Below are 16,558 nucleotides of genomic sequence, written 5' to 3'. Positions count from 1 at the left end.
CATCTCCTTGGTGGAACGCTCCGATAAAGCGGATAATCCTGAATGACTTCGTACAGAATCCGACAGGGGGGACGATGCCCGAAGAATCCCTCCAGGCTTTCATCGCCGCCCTCAGCGAACTACGCGGGCGCGCCGGCGGCCCGTCCTACCGCGAACTGCGGCGGCTGAATCCCGAGCGGCTGGCGCCCAGCACGGTGCAGAGCCTGCTGGAGGGCGACCGCAAGCGACCGCCCTCGTGGCCGCTCGTCGACGCGTTCGTCCGCGCCTGCCTGGCCTTCGGGCGGGAGAACGGGCTGCGCCTGGAGGACGATGAGGAGGCCTACGTCCGCGGGTGGCTGGACCGGCACCGGAGCGTCGCCGCGAGCATGAGTCAGGCGGCCGAGCCGGCACCGGACGATCGCGACGATTCCCTGCCGCGGATCCTGGGCGGCGGCACGCCACCGGTCAGGGGCCACTTCTCCGGCCGCCGGAAACTGCTCGCCGAACTCGACACCGCGATGCTCGCGCAGACGGACTGGCCGGTGTGCCTGGTCGGGCCCGGCGGGCACGGCAAGACCCAGCTCGCCTCCGAGTACATCAGCCAGCATGCGTCCAGGTACGTGACCGTCTGGTGGATCAGGGCCGAGCAGCCGAGCCTGATCCGGACCGATCTGGCCTCGCTCGGCAGGCGGCTGGACGGGGACATCGACGAGGCCGAGATCGTCTCGGAGACGCTGAAGCTGCTGCGGGAGGACTCCCGCTGGGCGCCGTGGATGATGGTGTTCGACAACGCGGGGCATCCGGAGACCGTGGGGGCGTTCCTGCCGCGCGGCGGGACGGGGCATGTGCTCATCACCTCCCGCGAACCCGCATGGGACGAGGTCGCGGTCCCCATCGAGGTCGGCGCGTTCGAGCGCGGGGACAGTGTCGAGCTGCTCACCCGGCGGGTGCCCGGGATGTCCGTCGACGAGGCCGGGCAGGTGGCCGAGGAGCTGGAGGACATGCCGCTCGGCGTCGTGCAGGCGGTCACCTACATCAAGGGCTCCGGCCTGGCCCCCGGGGCCTACGTCGCGCGGCTGCGCGAGCAGCCCGGCCGGATGCTGGACAAGCATCCGCCGGTCGACTACGGGCGCGGCCTGGCATCGGCGTGGGACCTGGGCTTCGAGACGCTCAGGCAGACCTGTCCGGAGGCCTTGTACCTGCTGCAACGCTGCGCGTTCCTGCGGCCGGAGTCGATCTCGCGCGGCCTGCTGCGCCAGGGCCGCCTGCCGCTGTCGGGCGAGTCGCTCGCCGTGTTCCAGGATCCCGTGCTGGCCGACAACGCAATCCGGGCGCTGACCCGCTACGGGTTCGTCCGCCTGGCCGGCCAGGGCACGGTCCAGGTGCACCGCCTGCTCCAGTCGACGGTCAAGGAACGCATGACCGGTGAGGAACGGGAGCGGGCCCGGCACGACGTCCACCGGCTGCTGGCCGGATCCGACTGCGGCGATCCGGAGGACCGGGCGAACTTCCCCCGCTACGCCGAGCTGGCCGGCCACGCCGAGGCGTCGTCCCTGGCCGACTCCACGGACGAGGACGTGCGGGGCTTCGTCGCCCGGCTGGTCACGTACTTCCGGGCGATCAACGACGGGGAGGGCGCCGAGCGCTACAGCGGCGTCGCGCCCGAAGCCGGGGCCCGCTCGGCCGTTTACGACAGTGCGGTCCCCCGGCCTTCGCCCGCGTCGGCCGTGCCGCGCAGGGCGCTCATGGCGCGGGAGATGGAAGGCGACGACTGGGCGCGGCTGATCTACCAGGTGACCACGGGTGACTGCACCCCGATCGTCGGCAGCGACATCTCCAGGGAGAAGGCCGCCAGGGTACGGGCGATGAGCTGGGAGTGGGCCGGCCGGCTCGGCTACCCGTTCGCGGACCCGTGGAACTTCGAGTCCGTCCTCGACTACGCGGTGACGCTGCCCGACCAGTCGGCCATGGCCGAGGAGATCCTTGAGGGACTGCGGCGGGAATGGGAGCAGCAGGACGAGGAGGACCCGCACGCCTTCCTCGCGAACGTGCCCGCCACCTCCTACCTGACCACCAGCTACCACGGCCAGCTCACGCAGTCGCTGCAGCGCGCGGGCAGAGAACCTGTCATGAAGGTGCTGCCGTGGCGGCCGGAGTTCGGGGCGGCGGAGCCGGTGGTCGCGCCCACTCCCGAACGGCCCCTGGTGTGCCATCTGGCCGGATCGTACGACCTGCCGGGCTCGCTGGTGCTGTCGGAGAGCGACCGCCTGAGGTGCCTGCGGGTCGAGCACGGCAAATGGTCGCCGGACATCGTCGGGGCGCTGGTGACGTACCCATTCCTGATGATCGGCTACAACCCGCGGTCCTCGTCGTTCGACCTGCTGATGTCCCTCCTGTCGGGTGTCTCCACCCCCAGGAGGAACATCATGGCGCTGTACGATCCGGGCCCCGGCGGGATGGAGGAGGCCGCCAGGAAATATCACCTGGCCCGGATCGCCCGGCTGAACATGCGCGCGGCCGTCTTCTGGGGAGACGCCCGCGACTTCATCCAGGAATTGTCACGCCGCCTGGAGACGACGGCGTGATCCCGTTGCGCTCCTCCCACATCGCGCGGTGGGCCGCGGCGTCCCGGTGCGCCTTCTCGATGGCCTCGCCGGAGACCTCCTCGTCCCGCCAGGCCCGCAGGGTCGCGGCCATCCGGGCGACGAAGCGCTCGCCGGGCGGGGTGAGGAACCCGCTGTCGGCGATCACCTGGGTCGCCCCCACCGCGGCCTCCCACCACCGGTGGAACTCGGCGCTCGCGGCGAGCGCGGCCTCGCCCTGCTCGTGCCGCCGCTGCCTGCGCCAGAACCCGCTGACCCCGACATAGGCGTACGCGCCCTGGAACAGGCCGCCCAGCGGGCGGGGGTCGTTGCGCCACGGCGCGTAGTAGCGCCTGTCGCCGGAGGGCCGCAGCAAGGGGATTACGTCGAGCAGCGCCGACAGCTTCCCGTGCTGGACCTCGTGCGCGAACGTCAGCGCCAGCGTCGTCGCGTCGGGCGGCGTGGACAGCGCGACGCAGCCGAACGCCTCGCGGGAGCTGCCGCTGATCTGGTCGCCGGGGACGTCGGTCAGCGGCGTCAGCACGCTCGTGGCCACGGACACCTCTTCGGCGACGGTCCCGTGGTGGGCGAGCAGCAGCTCCCACGCCCTCCGCAGCGCCTGCCGCCAGACGGCCAGCTCGTCCTCGGACAGCCGGTCCGCGGCCAGCCGGGCGCCGGGCATCCGGTACGGGTCGAGGTCGTCGACGCAGAGCGTGAGGGTCCTGCCCTGGGCCGTTACCTCCAGGCGGCGCAGCGCCTGCCAGCCGGGGGCGTCCTGGTGGAGGTCGTCGGGAAGGCGTACCGTCTCCTCGCCGATCACCTCCACCGGGCCGCCCGCGCGCCGGACCCTCGCCGACGGGCCGGCGAGCACGGCACGGCCGAGCGACGGCAGCGTGATGCCGCCTTCGTCGGCGGGCACCTCGATCTCGAAGTCCATGCCCGAACGGACGGCCGCCGCGGCGGCGACGGCGGCGAGCCGGGCGGGCGAGTGTCCGCCGGCCCCTGTCGCCAGTGCGTGGTAGGTACGCCAGGCCCAGGCGCCGACGGCGGGATGGCGGAGCACCGCGTCCACCGCCCGCGGCCGGTGCCCCTGGGCCGCGCTCAGCAACCGGTACGCCTCCGGGGCCGCGCGGCCCACCCCGTGCAGGAGCAGGACGTGCTTGCTGTGCTGGGCGCCGAGCAGGAGGCGGGCCGCCTCCGCGCCCCCGCCGCCCGAGCCCAGCGCCTGGAAGTGCTCGTCCGGAATGATGTGGTGCTTGAGGCTCATCGGCGCCCTTCCAGCAGGGTGGCGACGTCGCGTCGGACTTCGCCGCGGATGTGATCGATCAGGCGGAACAGGTCGTCGCAGTAGACCGAGCGATTGCCGAAACCGTTGTCCGGGTCGTAGCGGTGCGCGTAGAGGCCGCCGCCACAGACGGACAGGACTGGACAGTCCCGGCATTCCTTCGCGAGGGCCTCGGCGCCGAGCTGGCGGGTCATGACGGCCGGATGCCGCAGCACCGCGTCGAAGGTGTCGCGGGCGACGTGGAACCCGGTGACCGGAGCGCCGGGATAGGCGGATTTCAAGGTGTCGGACTGCTGGATGCCGCCGTCGGCCTCGATCACCACCATCCGGGCCGGCCCCAGCCCCAGGGTCTCGCTCGACGACGTGCCGCCCATGAGGAGGTGCAGGATATCGGCGAACAGCCGCACCTCGGTCTCCCTGCGCGCCGCGCCGTACCACCGGTCGAAGATCGGGATCAGCCAGTCGGCGTACGGCGTCGCGCCGTCCTCGGCGGGCAGGCCGGGCGGCGGCTCGGCCCAGTTGCCGTGCGGCAGCAGGAAGTCGATCCGGGGCGGCCCGGATCGGAGCAGCGCCTCGTAGGTGGTGAGGGGATCGTTGTCGAGGTCGACGGTGCAGAGCAGCCCGCCGTACAGGTGGAGGTAGCGCTCGGTGAGCAGGTCGAGCGCGGCGGAGACGGTGGCGTGGCTACCGCTCCCATCGGGCCGCCGCCGATGCCGGTCGTGATCGTCGGCGCTGCCGTCCATGCTGACGCCGACGCGGATTCCGAGATCATCGAACAGCTTCAGGTACGTCTCGTCGAGGCGCATCCCGTTGGTCTGCAGGCTGACGTCGAGACGGACGCTCGGCCCCAGGGCCTGCCGGACGGCGCGGACGGTATGGGCGATGTGGTCGGCACCGGCGAGGAGCGGCTCCCCGCCATGCAGGATCAGGTGGACGGAAGGCATCCGGTGCGCGTGAGCATGCTCAGCGATCCGGAAGGCGGTGTGTGCGATGACGTCTTTTGAAACCCGACGCGGCTGCTCTTTCCAGCTTTGATCGGCCATTTCATAGACATAACAATAATCGCACCTCAGGTCGCATCTACTGTGTATTTTTAGGATGAACTGGCACAAAGGCCACGGCTGCCATCCTTCGTTCGAGCGTGACACGTGGCGGAACCTTACGCTTATTCATTCGGCAGTGGCCACTTGACGCACACGGAAGCCCCCGGACCTGAAAGTTTCACTCTTGGCAAGGGGCTTTGTCATGCCCTGGCCAGCCACGACACCTTCCGACCGAAAGCCGGCTCCAAGGTCCACCTTGACGACCGGAAAGCGCTTTCCTAGATTGACGGTCATTCACTCACATGTCTTTCGTCCATATATGTGGACGATCATCCGCAGGGAGGCAATCGTGAGAAGCATGATCCTGGCCATGGCAGCAGCCGCACTGGCCCTGGCCTGCACCGTCGGAAGCGGGCCGGTGGCATCCGCCGCGACCTGGCCGACGCCGAGCGGCCAGCAGCCCGTCAGCGCGACGATCAGCGTGTCGGGCACGCGCGACGGCCAGATGGTCCGCTACTACGGCACCGGGCCCCTGGGCAGCGGCGGGCAGGAAGAGGGCCAGAGCCCGATCTTCAAGCTCGCCAACGGCGCGGTGCTGAAGAACGTCATCATCGGGGCACCGGCGGCCGACGGCATCCACTGCACGGGCACCTGCACCCTCCAGAACGTCTGGTGGGAGGACGTCGGCGAGGACGCCGCCACCTTCAAGGGGACCTCGTCGTCCCAGTCGATGACGATCGACGGCGGCGGAGCCAGGGCGGCCAGCGACAAGGTCTTCCAGCACAACGGCCCCGGCACCATGTACATCAGGAACTTCCAGGTGGAGAACTTCGGCAAGCTCTACCGTTCCTGCGGAAACTGCTCCACCCAGTACGCGCGGCACGTCGTGATCTCCAACGTCACCGCCACGTACCCGGGCAAGACGCTCGCCGGCATCAACACCAACTACGGCGACACCGCCAGGTACTCCGGCATCACGATCGTCGGCGACTCCGGCAAGAAGATCGTGATCTGCGAGAAGTACAAGGGCGTGACCAGCGGCGAACCCACCAAGATCGGCAGCGGCGCCGACGGCGTCAACTGCTTCTACGCCGGCTCGGACATCACCTACCGGTAACCCAGCAGAGGAGCACAAGATGCGCACACCGCAACGTACCCTCACACTGATCACCGGCCTGGCCACCGCGATCGGCGGGTTGGCCGTGATCACGCCGCCGGCTTCGGCCGACACCGCCCTGGTGGGCTGGGCCACCCAGGGCGGCGGCACCACGGGCGGCGGCAGCGCGACGGCGACGACGGTGAACACGTCCGCCGCGCTCACCAGCGCCCTGTCGTCCGGCTCGGCCGCGGTGATCAGGGTGTCCGGGACGATCTCCTGCTCCGGCATGCTCAAGGTGGCCTCGAACAAGACCGTCATCGGCAACTCCGGCGCGACGATCGCCGGCTGCGGGTTCAACGTCTCCCAGGCGTCGAACGTGATCATCCGCAACCTCACGTTCCGCGACTGGAACGACGACGGGATCAACGTCCAGTACTCGACCCGGGTGTGGATCGACCACAACTCCTTCAGCAACGGCTACGACGGCGCCGTGGACATCAAGCGGGCCAGTGACTACGTCACCGTCTCCTGGAACAGGTTCGCCAACCACGACAAGACCATGCTCCTGGGCCACAGCGACAGCAACGGGGCCGAGGACCGCGGCCACCTGAGGGTGAGTTACCACCACAACTGGTTCGACGGCACCAACCAGCGCCATCCGCGCGTGCGCTTCGGCAACCCGGTGCACGTGTTCAGCAACTTCTACGGCAACGTCGGCAGCTACGGCGTGGCCTCCACCCAGGAGGCCGGCGTGCTCGTCGAGGGCAACTTCTTCGAGAACACCGACGACCCGTACCACCGCGGTGAGGGCAGTTCCCCGGCCGGGAACCTGGTGGCCCGCAACAACTACTTCGTCAACTCGGGCAGCGGCGACGCCGGAGGAAGCGTCGGATCGATCCCCTACTCCTACACGCTCGACACTCCGTCCAACGTCAAGTCGATCGTGATCGGCGGCGCCGGCGCCGGTCGGATCTCCATCTGACGGCGGGACCCATGAGCGCGGTCCCCGCCGAGGCGGGAGACCGCGCTCAGCACCGGGAGGCGGCCCGGGGCGCGGTCAACGGTTGGCCGCGGCGTCGAGAATCAGCTTCGTGATCTCTGTGGGGTGCGACACGATCGACAGGTGGCTGGAGTCGAGTTCTATGGTCTTCGCTCTCATACGAGCAGCGAGGAACCGCTCCAGCTCAGGTGACGTGGTCCTGTCGTTCTTCGACACCGCGTACCAGGTGCGCTTGTGCCGCCATGCCGCGACAGTCGTCTTCGCGGCGAACAGCGAATCGGAGATGCGGCCCTGCACCGCGTAGAGAGCGAGCGCGCGTCTCGTCGGAACGCCGCCGGCGAAGTCCCGCAGGAATGCTTCCTTGCTCAATTGCTTGAAGCCATCCGCTTCGACGAGCCCGGCGTTCGCCGGCGGTGTGGGGTACTTCGCGGCGAGAACCGCGTAGTCCTCGCCGGCGTCGGGAGCGCGAGCGGCGACATAGACCAGGCCGGCGACATTGGGGGAAAGCCCCGCCTGGGAGATGACCGTGCCTCCCCAGGAGTGAGCGGCCAGGATGGCCGGTCCGTCCTGCAGGGCGAGGGCACGCTGAGTTGCCGCGACGTCGTCGGCGAGTGAGGTGAGAGGATTCTGCACCGACGTCACGTTCAGGCCGGCCCCCTGCAGACGCTCGATCACCTCCATCCACGATGAGCCGTCCGCGTACGCGCCGTGCACGAGTACGACGTTGCGCACGGGGCGGGTACGCGCCGCTGCCGGCGCCGACGGAAGATCGGCCAGCGAAGCCGCGGCCGCTCCCAGAGTGAGCGCAGAGAATGTTCGCCGGCTGATGCTCGGCACGTCTTCACTGGCCAGGCGGTCTATCCGCAGCCGTGTGCCCGCGTTGCTCTCCAGGTCATTGATCTTGTCCATACTCGACCTCCCCCTCTGGCCACCTCTCCCCGGTAGCGGGCGGGAATCACATTCCTCCGGCCGGCTCCTGCCTGGTGTTCGCGGGCGCGGCTTCCCGAAGCCGCGCCCGTCACCGCGTCAGGTGGCCATGGCATCACCGGGCCGCCCGGACGGGACGGTCGGAGCGGACGGCTTGCCGCTGCGGCCGCTCAGCGTGATCATGATCGAGCCGAAGACCGCGGTGATGGCGAACACGGTGAAGCCCCAGCTCTGAGCGTGGTTGGCCAGCAGGACACCGCCCAGCCAGGGCCCGAAGACCGCGCCGAAGCGGCCCATGCCGGCGGTCCAGCCCAGCGCGGTGGCCCGGCTCTCGGTGGGGAACCGTCCGGCGACCGCCGCGTACACCATCGTCTGGGCGCTGAACAGCCACACACCGGTGAGGAAGACGACGATGTAGGTGATCGGCAGAGGCATGCGGATGCCCAGCAGGAAGGTGCCGACGGCGGTGAGCGCGAACCACAGCGCGGAGACGCGGGTGGCACCGAAGCGGTCGGCGATCCGCCCCGCGACGAGCATGCCCACGATGCCGCCGAGGTTGATGACGAGCAGGAAGCCGAGCGCGGAGCCGAGTTCGTAGCCGTTGGCGCGCATCATGGTCGGCAGCCAGGTGTTCACGCCGTAGACCAGCAGCAGGCCGCCGAAGGAGGCGAGCCAGAACAGCACGGTAGGCAGCCACAGGGAGTTCTGGAACAGGCCGCGCAGGCCGGCCCAGCGGTCGGGGCGGGTGGCCGAGGTGTCCTGACTGGCGGGGAACTCCGCCAGATCGACGCCGTGCCGGCGGGCGAGCGCCTCGGCTTCGTCGCGGCGGCCACGGGCCACCAGGAAGCCCAGCGACTCGGGGAGGAAGCGGGCGACGAGCGGCACCGCGATGATCAGCGGCACGACCCCCACCCAGTACAGCGAGCGCCAGCCGAAGGGCGCCACCAGCCACAGGCTCAGCGCGGAGGCGAGGATGCCGCCCGCGTGGTGGGCGGTCATGAGCACGCCGATCATGAGGTTGCCGCGGCCGCGCGGGGCGTACTCGACGACCATGGCGATCGCGATCGGCAGCAGGCCGCCGAGACCGAGACCGGCCAGGAGACGGCCGAAGCCGAACACGCCGAGCGACGGCGCGGCGGCGCAGACGGCCGAGGCGATCGAGAACAGCGCGCAGCATCCGGCGATGACCTTCTTGCGGCCCGCCCAGTCGGTGACGGTGCCCGCGGCGAGCGCGCCGACGAGCATGCCGAAGGTGGCGTAGCTGCCGATCTCGCCGCCCTTCGCGGCGGTCAGGCCCAGGGTGGGGTCGTCGAGCATCTTGGGCAGTACGGCCCCGTACATGAACATGTCGAGCCCGTCGAAGAGCACGACCATCCAGCACAAGGCGATCACCAGGACGACGAGCCTGGTGGGCCGTCCCGAGGCGACGGCGGGTGGGGTGGAGGACATCCTGATTCCTCTCGGAAGGTTTCCTGGGGGGCTGGAATCGCGATCAGGTGTGGCGGCGGTGGAGGTGCAGGCCAGCCCGGTGCCGCCGACCGTAACTTGCCAGAATCCTGTTGGCAATATAGCGAACAAGATTGTTGACATTTTTGTTGCCCTAGATTTAGCCTCGACACGCACGTACAGAGGAAGGGCGGCCGATGCCGTACGTAGACGGCCCGATCAGCGGTGAACAGGCGAAACAGCACGCGCTCACGGGCCTGCGCGAGGCCATCGCGCGCGGCGAGATGGCTCCCGCCCAGCGCCTGGTCGAGGGCGAGCTCGCGGAGCGGTTCGGGGTGACCCGAGGCAGCATCCGGGCGGCGCTGATCGACCTGACCGCCGAGGGGCTGGTGGAGCGCATTCACAACCGAGGCGCCCGGGTACGGGTCGTCTCCGTCGAGGAGGCGGTCGCCATCACCGAGTGCCGGATGGTCCTCGAGGGGCTGTGCGCGGCCAAGGCGGCGGCGCAGGCCACCGACGAGCAGCTGTCCGAGCTCGCGGCCCTGGGCCAGGCGATGGTCAAGGCGGTCGCCGACGGCGAGCCGCTGACGTACTCGGCGCTCAACCACGAGCTGCACGCCTACATCCGCGACATCTCCGGGCAGCAGGTCGCGGTCGAGTTATTGCAACGGCTCAACGCCCAGCTCGTCCGGCACCGCTTCCAGCTCGCCCTGCGCCCCGGGCGTCCGCAGAAGTCCCTCAACGAGCACCTGGCGCTGATCGAGGCGATCCGCGCCCACGACCCGGAGGCGGCCCAGGTGGCCGTGCACGCCCACCTGGCCAGCGTCATCGACGCCCTGCGCGAATGACGCCGTCCGCCGGACCGACCCCCATACACCGAGGAGAACGACAATGACCGACGACGGGAAGCCGGCAGCTCCCGCGCAGTCCACCCTGGTCATCAGCGCGCACGCCGGCGACTTCGTCTGGCGCGCGGGCGGGGCGATCGCCCTGGCCGCCGCGCGGGGCGAGAAGGTGACCATCGTGTGCCTGTCCTTCGGCGAACGCGGCGAGTCCGCGAAGGCCTGGCGCGAAGGCAGATCCCTCGACGAGATCAAACAACTGCGGCGGGCCGAGGCCGAGCAGGCCGCCGCGACCCTGGGGGCCGGCATCCGCTTCCTGGACGCCGGTGACTACCCGCTGCGGGAGACGCCGGAGCTCACGGACGAGCTCGTACGCGTCTACCGCGAGGTCGTGCCGACCGTGGTGCTCACGCATCCGCTGGAGGATCCCTACAACGGCGACCACCCCGCGGCCGCCCGGATGGCGCTGCAGGCCCGCGTTCTGGCCCAGGCGATCGGCTACCCGGCGTCGGGTGAGCCGCTCGGCGCGCCGCCGGTGTTCTTCTTCGAGCCCCACCAGCCGGAGATGTGCGGCTTCACCCCGCAGGTGCTGCTCGACATCACCGAGGTCTTCGACACCAAGCGCAAGGCGATGGAGTGCCTGCCCGCGCAGCGGCACATGTGGGACTACTACACCGACCTGGCCACCCGCCGCGGTGTGCAGCTCAAGCGCAATGCCGGCCCGAATCTGGGGCTGCCCCACACGACGTACGGCGAGGCGTACATGCGGCCTTACCCCCAGGTGACGGCGGTGCTGGCATGACCGGGGTGATCGTCACCGGTCCGCCCAGGGCCGACGCCGCCGAGGTGGCCGCGCTGGCCGGGTTCGGAGTGGCCACCGTGCACGAGGCCCTGGGCCGCGCGGGAAGTCTCGGCCCCGGGCTGCGGCCCATCCAGCAGGGCGTGCGCGTCAGCGGCACCGCGGTCACCGTCCTGTGCTGGCCCGGCGACAACCTCATGATCCACGCGGCGGTCGAGCAGTGTCGCGAGGGGGACGTGCTGGTCGTCACCACCACCTCGCCGTCCACCGACGGCATGTTCGGGGAGCTGTTCGCCACGGCGCTGCAGCGGCGCGGCGTGCGCGGGCTGGTGATCGACGCCGGCGTACGTGACACCGCGGAGCTGCGGGCGATGGGATTCCCCGTCTGGTCGGCGGCCGTCTGCGCGCAGGGCACGGTCAAGGCGACCGCGGGCTCGGTCAACGTGCCCGTGGTGGTCGGCGGCCAGGTGATCAGGCCCGGCGACGCGGTGCTCGCCGACGACGACGGGGTGATGTGCGTCCCCCGCGACCTCGTCGGCACGGCCGTGAAGGCGGCCGAGGCCAGGACGGCCAAGGAGGAGGCCGCCCGAGCGGCGTTCGCCGCCGGCGAGCTCGGCCTCGACCGCTACGGCCTGCGCGAGACGCTGGCGCGACTGGGCGTGCGCTACGTGACGGCGGAGGAGTACGACCGCGAGGGGACGGCGACGTGACGCCCGAGAAGTGCGACCGCGAGGGGATGGCCCAGGAGCGCTACCGCGGGAGGACCGCGACGTGAGCGCCGGCGAGCGCGGTCTGCGCTGCATGCTGATGCGCGGAGGCACCTCCAAGGGAGCCTATTTCCTGGCCGAGGACCTGCCGGCCGACCGGGCGGCACGCGACGACCTGCTGCTGCGCGTCATGGGCAGCCCCGACCCGCGCCAGATCGACGGCCTGGGCGGCGCGCACCCCCTGACCAGCAAGGTGGCCGTCGTCTCCCGCTCCGGCGACGACGCCGCGGACGTCGACTACCTGTTCCTGCAGACGGGCGTCGAGACCGCCGAGGTCTCCGACCGCCAGAACTGCGGCAACCTCCTCGCCGGAGTCGGCCCGTTCGCCGTCGAACGCGGACTGGTCCTGGCCGCCGACGGCGAGACCACCGTGCGGATCCGGATGCTCAACACCGGCGAACTGGCCGCGGCGACCTTCCCGACCCCCGGCCGGGTGGTGAGCTACGACGGTTCGACGGAGATCTCCGGCGTGCCGGGAACCGCCGCCGCCATCGTGATCGAGTTCCCCGGCGGCGCGGACCGGCAGCCGCTGCTGCCGACCGGAAACGCCCGCGACGACGTGGCCGGCGTCAAGGTGACGTGCGTGGACAACGGCATGCCGGTGGTCCTCCTCCGGGCGGCCGACCTCGGCGTCACGGGCTACGAGAGCCCGGCCGAGCTGGAGGGCGACGCCGCGCTCGCCGCCCGGCTGGGCGAGATACGCCTCGCGGCGGGGAAGCTGATGGGTCTCGGCGACGTCCGCGACACGACCGTGCCCAAACTGACCCTGCTCGCGCCGGCCCGTGACGGCGGCGCCGTCTGCACCCGTACGTTCATCCCGGTCCGCTGCCACACCTCCATCGGCGTGCTGGGCGCGGCGAGCGTCGCCGCCGGCCTGCTCGTCCCCGGCAGCACCGGCCACGACCTCGCCGTGCTCCCCGGCGCCGGGAACCGGCTGCGCGTCGAGCATCCGACGGGGTTCCTCGACGTCGAGACCGCCGTCGCGGAGGGGCCGTCCGGCTCCTTTCACGCGGCCCATACGGCCGTCGTCCGCACCGCCCGCAAGATCTTCGACGGCACGGTCCACCCGCGCCCGTCCGACACCTAGGAAGGCTCCTCATGGCCCCGCCGCTGGGGGACATCGCCCATCTCGGGCATGTCCAACTCCTCACCCCCGACCCCGACCGCAGCCTGTGGTTCTTCACCCAGATGCTCGGCATGACCGAGAGCGGGCGCTCGGGCGACTCGGTCTATCTCCGTACCTGGGACGACTACGAGCACCACAGCCTCACGCTCATCGCGCACGACACCTCCGGCATCCGCCGTACGGCGCTGCGGACGTCGAGCGAGGAGGCGCTGAACGCGCGGGTCAAGGCTCTGGAGAACGCCGGCCTGACCGGTGCGTGGGTGGAGGACGAGCCCGGGATCGGGCCCCTGTACGTCACCCGCGACCCCGACGGGCACGAGATCGCCCTCTACTGGGAGAGCGAGTGGTACCAGGCGCCGCCCGACCTGCGCCCCGGGCTGAAGAACCAGCCGCAGGCCAAGCCCGGCCAGGGTGTCGGCGTACGGCGGCTCGACCACGTCAACTACCTCGCCGCCGACGTCGCCCCCAACGCCGACTTCACGCACCGGCTGCTCGGGGCCAGGCCCACCGAGCAGATCGTGCTCAACTCCGGCAGGGTCAGCGCGCAGTGGCTGACCTTCACCAACAAGTCGTACGACGTGGTCTACACCGAGGACCGGTCGGGCACGCGGGGGCGCCTGCACCACATCGCGTTCGCCACCGACAGCCGCGAGGACATCCTCCGCGCCGCCGACCTGTGCCTCGACAACGGCGTCCACATCGAGACCGGACCGCACAAGCACGCGATCCAGCAGACGTTCTTCCTGTACGTCTACGAGCCCGGCGGCAACCGCATCGAGCTGTGCAACCCGCTCACCCGCCTGGTGCTCGCCCCCGACTGGCCGCTGATCACCTGGACGGAGGCGGAACGCGCCAAGGGGCAAGCCTGGGGCCTGAAGACCATCGAGTCCTTCCACACGCACGGCACCCCTCCGCTCGGCTGAGGCGCCGCGGGATCAAGTCAACCCGTGAATCGGGCATTAACCGGCCCCGGTGATGCGCTGCGTATCGTGAGACGCGCGAGTAGACAGGTGGTGAGGTGTGATGTCCGAGATGACGATCGATGTCGCGGCGCTGAAGCGGCGCATGGGCCGAGTAGGGGTCTGGAACAGCACGCTGGGCGGCGAGCCGGCGTCGTTCGAGCGGGAAGCAGCCGCCGAAGTGGAGAGCCTGGGCTTCGGGACGCTGTGGATAGGGGAGAGCCCGAAGGGCAAGGAGGCGCTGTCTCATTCGGCGATCCTGCTCGGCGCGACGCGGCGGATGCTGATCGCCACCGGGATCGCCAACATCTGGGTCCGCGACGCCACCGCCGCATCGAACGGGGCCAACGCCCTCGGGGAGGCGTTCGACGGCCGCTTCGTGCTCGGCCTGGGCGTGAGCCACGCGCCCTTGGTGTCGTCGAGAGGCCACGATTACCGCAAACCCGTGTCAGCGATGCGCACCTACCTCGACGCCATGGACGCGACGGAGTACGACGGCCCGCGGCCGAACCCGGTCCCGCGGCTGCTGGCCGCCCTTCGCGGCAAGATGCTGGACCTGGCCGCGACGCGTACCCAGGGCGCCCACCCCTATTTCGTCACCCCCGAGCACACCGCCCGTGCCCGCGCGATCCTCGGCCCGGACCCTGTGCTGGCCCCGGAACAGACGGTCGTGCTCGACACCGACCCGGACCGGGCGCGGCGGACCGCCCGTCGTTTCATGTCCCTCTATCTCGCCCTGCCGAACTATGTGAACAACCTGCGCGACCTGGGCTGGGATGACAAGGACCTCGCCAACGGCGGCAGCGATGCGCTGGTCGACGCCATCGTGGCGTGGGGCGACCCGGAGACGATCATCGAGCGGGTACGGGCTCACCTCGACGCGGGCGCGGACCACGTCTGCGTCCAGCCGCTCGCCGAGACCGCCGGCGACCTGCTGGAACACCTGCGCGTCCTGGCCCGGAGCGATCTGACCTCGACCTGATGCGGCTAGTCGCCTGCATAGGTGAACGGGATGAAGCTGAGGGAGTCAAGCCGCCCCTTGTACTCGGTGGAGAGCCCAGCCAGGATCATGGTCGCGCCCGGGGTCGCGGCGACGTTCGCCTGTGAGGTGACGAGCGCGGTGATGCCGGTGGAGTCCCAGAACGTCATGCCGCTCAGGTCCAGGACGAGCCGGAGGGACGTCGTAGTCGAGATCAGGGCCTGGACGGCGGCGATGACGTCGGAAGCGGTCCGCTGGTCGAGGTTCCCCGCCAGAGTCAGTGTGGTGCGGTCGTCGTGGTCGTGGCGGGTCAGCTGGAAGGCCGTGGGGACGGAGCGGGGAAGGCTGAATCCGGCGGTGACGACGGTGCCGCCGGGGCCACGGCTCACGGCGTGGAGGTCGCTGAGGCAGCGGGCCATCCACAGCCCATGCCCGAACTCGTACGGCCATCCGGGAGTCTCCTGCTCCGGGGAGGTGGCGTCGCCGTCGACGACCTCGCAGCGCAGCATGTCGTCCACGACACGCAGGCGCACCCATCCTCTCCCGGAGCCGTGCAGGATGACGTTGCTGGCCAGCTCGTGGCCGATGAGCACCAGGTCCGCGCTGCGGCCCTCGGGCAGGCCGGCCCGGATCGCGTGCGCCTCCAGCGTCACCCGCAGCGCGTACATCGAGTCGCGGTCGAAGGGCTGCTCCAAGAGGGTGGCCGGCTCAGCGGGCCGCTTCATGTCTGGCTGACCGTTCAGCTCGCCGGAGGACGACGGCGGACGGCGGGGCGGCCGGCTACCCGTCATGAGCGGTCACCAAGCTGATCCCGGGCATCGCGGACGCACCGAGCAGAAGGAATCGCGTGTGGGTCGCAGGGCTGCAGTGCAGTACGGCTCTGCGAGGCGTGGGCAGGCTACGGGCGGCATCTATGATCATACGAGCGCAATACAGGTCGATGAACGACAATTCCGCCATGTTAACGGTGATGTCGCCGTCAACCCGGATGGTTTCGCTCAAGGCCAGCCTGAGCGCGCCTTCGGCCGACCGATCGATCTGCCCGGCCAGCCGGATTCCCGGCGGCGCGTACTGGCGGCAGATGCGCAGCAGCGCGTCGTGATGATAGGTGGCCGCGGCGACCGTGCGGGTGTGATATCCGGACACCGAGGCGAGCGTGACCGGGTCGAAGCGTTCGCGGTCGTACTGGCACAGGACCGCCGCGCTGCCACCCGACAGCGTGGCCGCGATCTCCTCCTCGAAGGCCGGCAACTGCTCGATGCCGCTCACGGGCTGTAAGGCCCAGCTCATGTCGAGCGCCACGCGTAGTCCCGGATAGCCTTCGCGCGCCGTGCGTGCTATCTGACCGTGCAGCCACCGCGTGGCGTGCTCCACCGTGAACGCCTGCCCGTCCAGCAGCCCGTCCTGGCAGGCCATGACCTTCATGCGCCCGGCCGCCGTGGCCTCCTGCGCGACCACGCCCCGCCGTCCCAGCTCCGCCAGGCCGCGCGTCGGCTCCTCCGCCAGCCAGACGACGCGCTGACCCTCGGCCAGCCCATCCCGTACGAAGGCCGTGGTGAGATCGAGCAGCTCCTCGTGCTCGCCGAACGTCAGGCAGGCGTGATCGTTGATCGTCAGATCCGTGATCTGCGTTTCAGCACCGACCGTCACCCATGCCACCTTCCCGATCGCGGCCACCTCCTGGAGCCCGCATCGCTGCGGAACTTAGAGTAGTGATCAACAGGC

15 protein-coding genes are annotated in these 16,558 nt (G+C 70.3%); 9 read left to right on the top strand and 6 right to left on the bottom strand.

Features of this window, described 5'->3' with window-relative positions:
• The first annotated feature begins 74 nt into the window (after nucleotides 1–74).
• Nucleotides 75–2,564 carry an FxSxx-COOH system tetratricopeptide repeat protein gene (gene fxsT / locus KLK06_RS18825; RefSeq protein ID WP_214636765.1) on the top strand — a complete coding sequence of 830 codons (2,490 nt, stop codon included), beginning with the start codon at nucleotides 75–77 and terminating at the stop codon, nucleotides 2,562–2,564.
• On the opposite strand, the gene KLK06_RS18820 is transcribed toward fxsT, so the two are convergent.
• Together KLK06_RS18820 and KLK06_RS18815 are read right to left on the bottom strand one after the other, a co-directional pair.
• Entirely contained in the window at nucleotides 2,524–3,828 is a 1,305-nt protein-coding gene (locus KLK06_RS18820; protein ID WP_214636764.1) for an HEXXH motif domain-containing protein, read from the bottom strand. The genes fxsT and KLK06_RS18820 overlap by 41 nt on opposite strands.
• On the bottom strand, nucleotides 3,825–4,994 hold the full coding sequence (locus tag KLK06_RS18815; RefSeq protein WP_214636763.1) for an FxsB family cyclophane-forming radical SAM/SPASM peptide maturase: 1,170 nt from the start codon (nucleotides 4,992–4,994) through the stop codon (nucleotides 3,825–3,827). The genes KLK06_RS18820 and KLK06_RS18815 overlap by 4 nt, the downstream gene beginning before the upstream one ends.
• A 253-nt stretch (nucleotides 4,995–5,247) precedes the next feature.
• Here KLK06_RS18815 and KLK06_RS18810 point away from each other — a divergent pair, with 253 nt between their 5' ends.
• Nucleotides 5,248–6,006 carry a pectate lyase gene (locus KLK06_RS18810; RefSeq protein ID WP_250905706.1) on the top strand — a complete coding sequence of 253 codons (759 nt, stop codon included), beginning with the start codon at nucleotides 5,248–5,250 and terminating at the stop codon, nucleotides 6,004–6,006.
• A 19-nt stretch (nucleotides 6,007–6,025) separates the two neighbouring features.
• Complete coding sequence (locus tag KLK06_RS18805) at nucleotides 6,026–6,970, top strand: polysaccharide lyase family 1 protein (protein WP_250905568.1); 945 nt, start codon at nucleotides 6,026–6,028, stop codon at nucleotides 6,968–6,970.
• A gap of 75 nt (nucleotides 6,971–7,045) precedes the next feature.
• On the opposite strand, the gene KLK06_RS18800 is transcribed toward KLK06_RS18805, so the two are convergent.
• Together KLK06_RS18800 and KLK06_RS18795 are read right to left on the bottom strand one after the other, a co-directional pair.
• A complete protein-coding gene (locus KLK06_RS18800; protein WP_214636762.1) occupies nucleotides 7,046–7,897 on the bottom strand; it encodes an alpha/beta fold hydrolase in 852 nt (283 codons plus the stop codon).
• Nucleotides 7,898–8,014: 117 nt separating this feature from the next.
• Nucleotides 8,015–9,364, bottom strand: coding sequence for an aromatic acid/H+ symport family MFS transporter (locus tag KLK06_RS18795; protein ID WP_214636761.1), 1,350 nt, complete (start codon nucleotides 9,362–9,364; stop codon nucleotides 8,015–8,017).
• Nucleotides 9,365–9,558: 194 nt separating this feature from the next.
• Here KLK06_RS18795 and KLK06_RS18790 point away from each other — a divergent pair, with 194 nt between their 5' ends.
• The 6 genes from KLK06_RS18790 to KLK06_RS18765 all read left to right on the top strand — a co-directional run bounded on the left by KLK06_RS18790 (nucleotide 9,559) and on the right by KLK06_RS18765 (nucleotide 14,836).
• On the top strand, nucleotides 9,559–10,209 hold the full coding sequence (locus tag KLK06_RS18790; RefSeq protein ID WP_214636760.1) for a GntR family transcriptional regulator: 651 nt from the start codon (nucleotides 9,559–9,561) through the stop codon (nucleotides 10,207–10,209).
• A gap of 43 nt (nucleotides 10,210–10,252) precedes the next feature.
• A complete protein-coding gene (locus KLK06_RS18785; protein WP_214636759.1) occupies nucleotides 10,253–11,005 on the top strand; it encodes a PIG-L deacetylase family protein in 753 nt (250 codons plus the stop codon).
• Complete coding sequence (locus tag KLK06_RS18780; RefSeq protein ID WP_214636758.1) at nucleotides 11,002–11,712, top strand: 4-carboxy-4-hydroxy-2-oxoadipate aldolase/oxaloacetate decarboxylase; 711 nt, start codon at nucleotides 11,002–11,004, stop codon at nucleotides 11,710–11,712. Before KLK06_RS18785 ends, KLK06_RS18780 begins: the two co-directional genes overlap by 4 nt.
• Nucleotides 11,713–11,773: 61 nt before the next feature.
• Nucleotides 11,774–12,856 (top strand): 4-oxalomesaconate tautomerase, encoded by a 1,083-nt coding sequence (locus KLK06_RS18775; RefSeq protein WP_308168323.1) that lies wholly within the window; start codon nucleotides 11,774–11,776, stop codon nucleotides 12,854–12,856.
• Between the two features lie 11 nt (nucleotides 12,857–12,867).
• Nucleotides 12,868–13,818 carry a catechol 2,3-dioxygenase gene (locus KLK06_RS18770; RefSeq protein ID WP_214636757.1) on the top strand — a complete coding sequence of 317 codons (951 nt, stop codon included), beginning with the start codon at nucleotides 12,868–12,870 and terminating at the stop codon, nucleotides 13,816–13,818.
• Nucleotides 13,819–13,927: 109 nt separating this feature from the next.
• Nucleotides 13,928–14,836, top strand: a complete 909-nt coding sequence (locus tag KLK06_RS18765) for an LLM class F420-dependent oxidoreductase (RefSeq protein WP_250905567.1) — start codon at nucleotides 13,928–13,930, stop codon at nucleotides 14,834–14,836.
• A gap of 5 nt (nucleotides 14,837–14,841) precedes the next feature.
• Here the strand turns inward: KLK06_RS18765 and KLK06_RS18760 are convergent, their stop codons facing one another.
• Nucleotides 14,842–15,558 carry an STAS domain-containing protein gene (locus tag KLK06_RS18760; protein WP_214636756.1) on the bottom strand — a complete coding sequence of 239 codons (717 nt, stop codon included), beginning with the start codon at nucleotides 15,556–15,558 and terminating at the stop codon, nucleotides 14,842–14,844.
• A 55-nt stretch (nucleotides 15,559–15,613) separates the two neighbouring features.
• Nucleotides 15,614–16,483, bottom strand: coding sequence for an MEDS domain-containing protein (locus tag KLK06_RS18755; protein WP_214636755.1), 870 nt, complete (start codon nucleotides 16,481–16,483; stop codon nucleotides 15,614–15,616).
• Between the last annotated feature and the right edge of the window lie 75 nt (nucleotides 16,484–16,558).

The organism is Nonomuraea sp. NEAU-A123, from assembly GCF_018603905.1.
In the GTDB taxonomy this organism is placed as follows: domain Bacteria; phylum Actinomycetota; class Actinomycetes; order Streptosporangiales; family Streptosporangiaceae; genus Nonomuraea.
The sequence above is the reverse complement of the archived record's forward strand: the minus strand, read 5'-3'. Positions and strand labels throughout refer to the sequence as shown.

Excerpts from the sequence above, each read along its gene's own strand:
- fxsT (WP_214636765.1), top strand. The coding sequence starts at position 75 with ATGCCCGAAGAATCCCTCCAGGCTTTCATCGCCGCCCTCAGCGAACTA.
- KLK06_RS18820 (WP_214636764.1), bottom strand. The coding sequence starts at position 3,828 with ATGAGCCTCAAGCACCACATCATTCCGGACGAGCACTTCCAGGCGCTG.
- KLK06_RS18810 (WP_250905706.1), top strand. The coding sequence starts at position 5,248 with ATGATCCTGGCCATGGCAGCAGCCGCACTGGCCCTGGCCTGCACCGTC.
- KLK06_RS18805 (WP_250905568.1), top strand. The coding sequence starts at position 6,026 with ATGCGCACACCGCAACGTACCCTCACACTGATCACCGGCCTGGCCACC.
- KLK06_RS18800 (WP_214636762.1), bottom strand. The coding sequence starts at position 7,897 with ATGGACAAGATCAATGACCTGGAGAGCAACGCGGGCACACGGCTGCGG.
- KLK06_RS18795 (WP_214636761.1), bottom strand. The coding sequence starts at position 9,364 with ATGTCCTCCACCCCACCCGCCGTCGCCTCGGGACGGCCCACCAGGCTC.
- KLK06_RS18790 (WP_214636760.1), top strand. The coding sequence starts at position 9,559 with ATGCCGTACGTAGACGGCCCGATCAGCGGTGAACAGGCGAAACAGCAC.
- KLK06_RS18785 (WP_214636759.1), top strand. The coding sequence starts at position 10,253 with ATGACCGACGACGGGAAGCCGGCAGCTCCCGCGCAGTCCACCCTGGTC.
- KLK06_RS18780 (WP_214636758.1), top strand. The coding sequence starts at position 11,002 with ATGACCGGGGTGATCGTCACCGGTCCGCCCAGGGCCGACGCCGCCGAG.
- KLK06_RS18770 (WP_214636757.1), top strand. The coding sequence starts at position 12,868 with ATGGCCCCGCCGCTGGGGGACATCGCCCATCTCGGGCATGTCCAACTC.
- KLK06_RS18765 (WP_250905567.1), top strand. The coding sequence starts at position 13,928 with ATGACGATCGATGTCGCGGCGCTGAAGCGGCGCATGGGCCGAGTAGGG.
- KLK06_RS18760 (WP_214636756.1), bottom strand. The coding sequence starts at position 15,558 with ATGAAGCGGCCCGCTGAGCCGGCCACCCTCTTGGAGCAGCCCTTCGAC.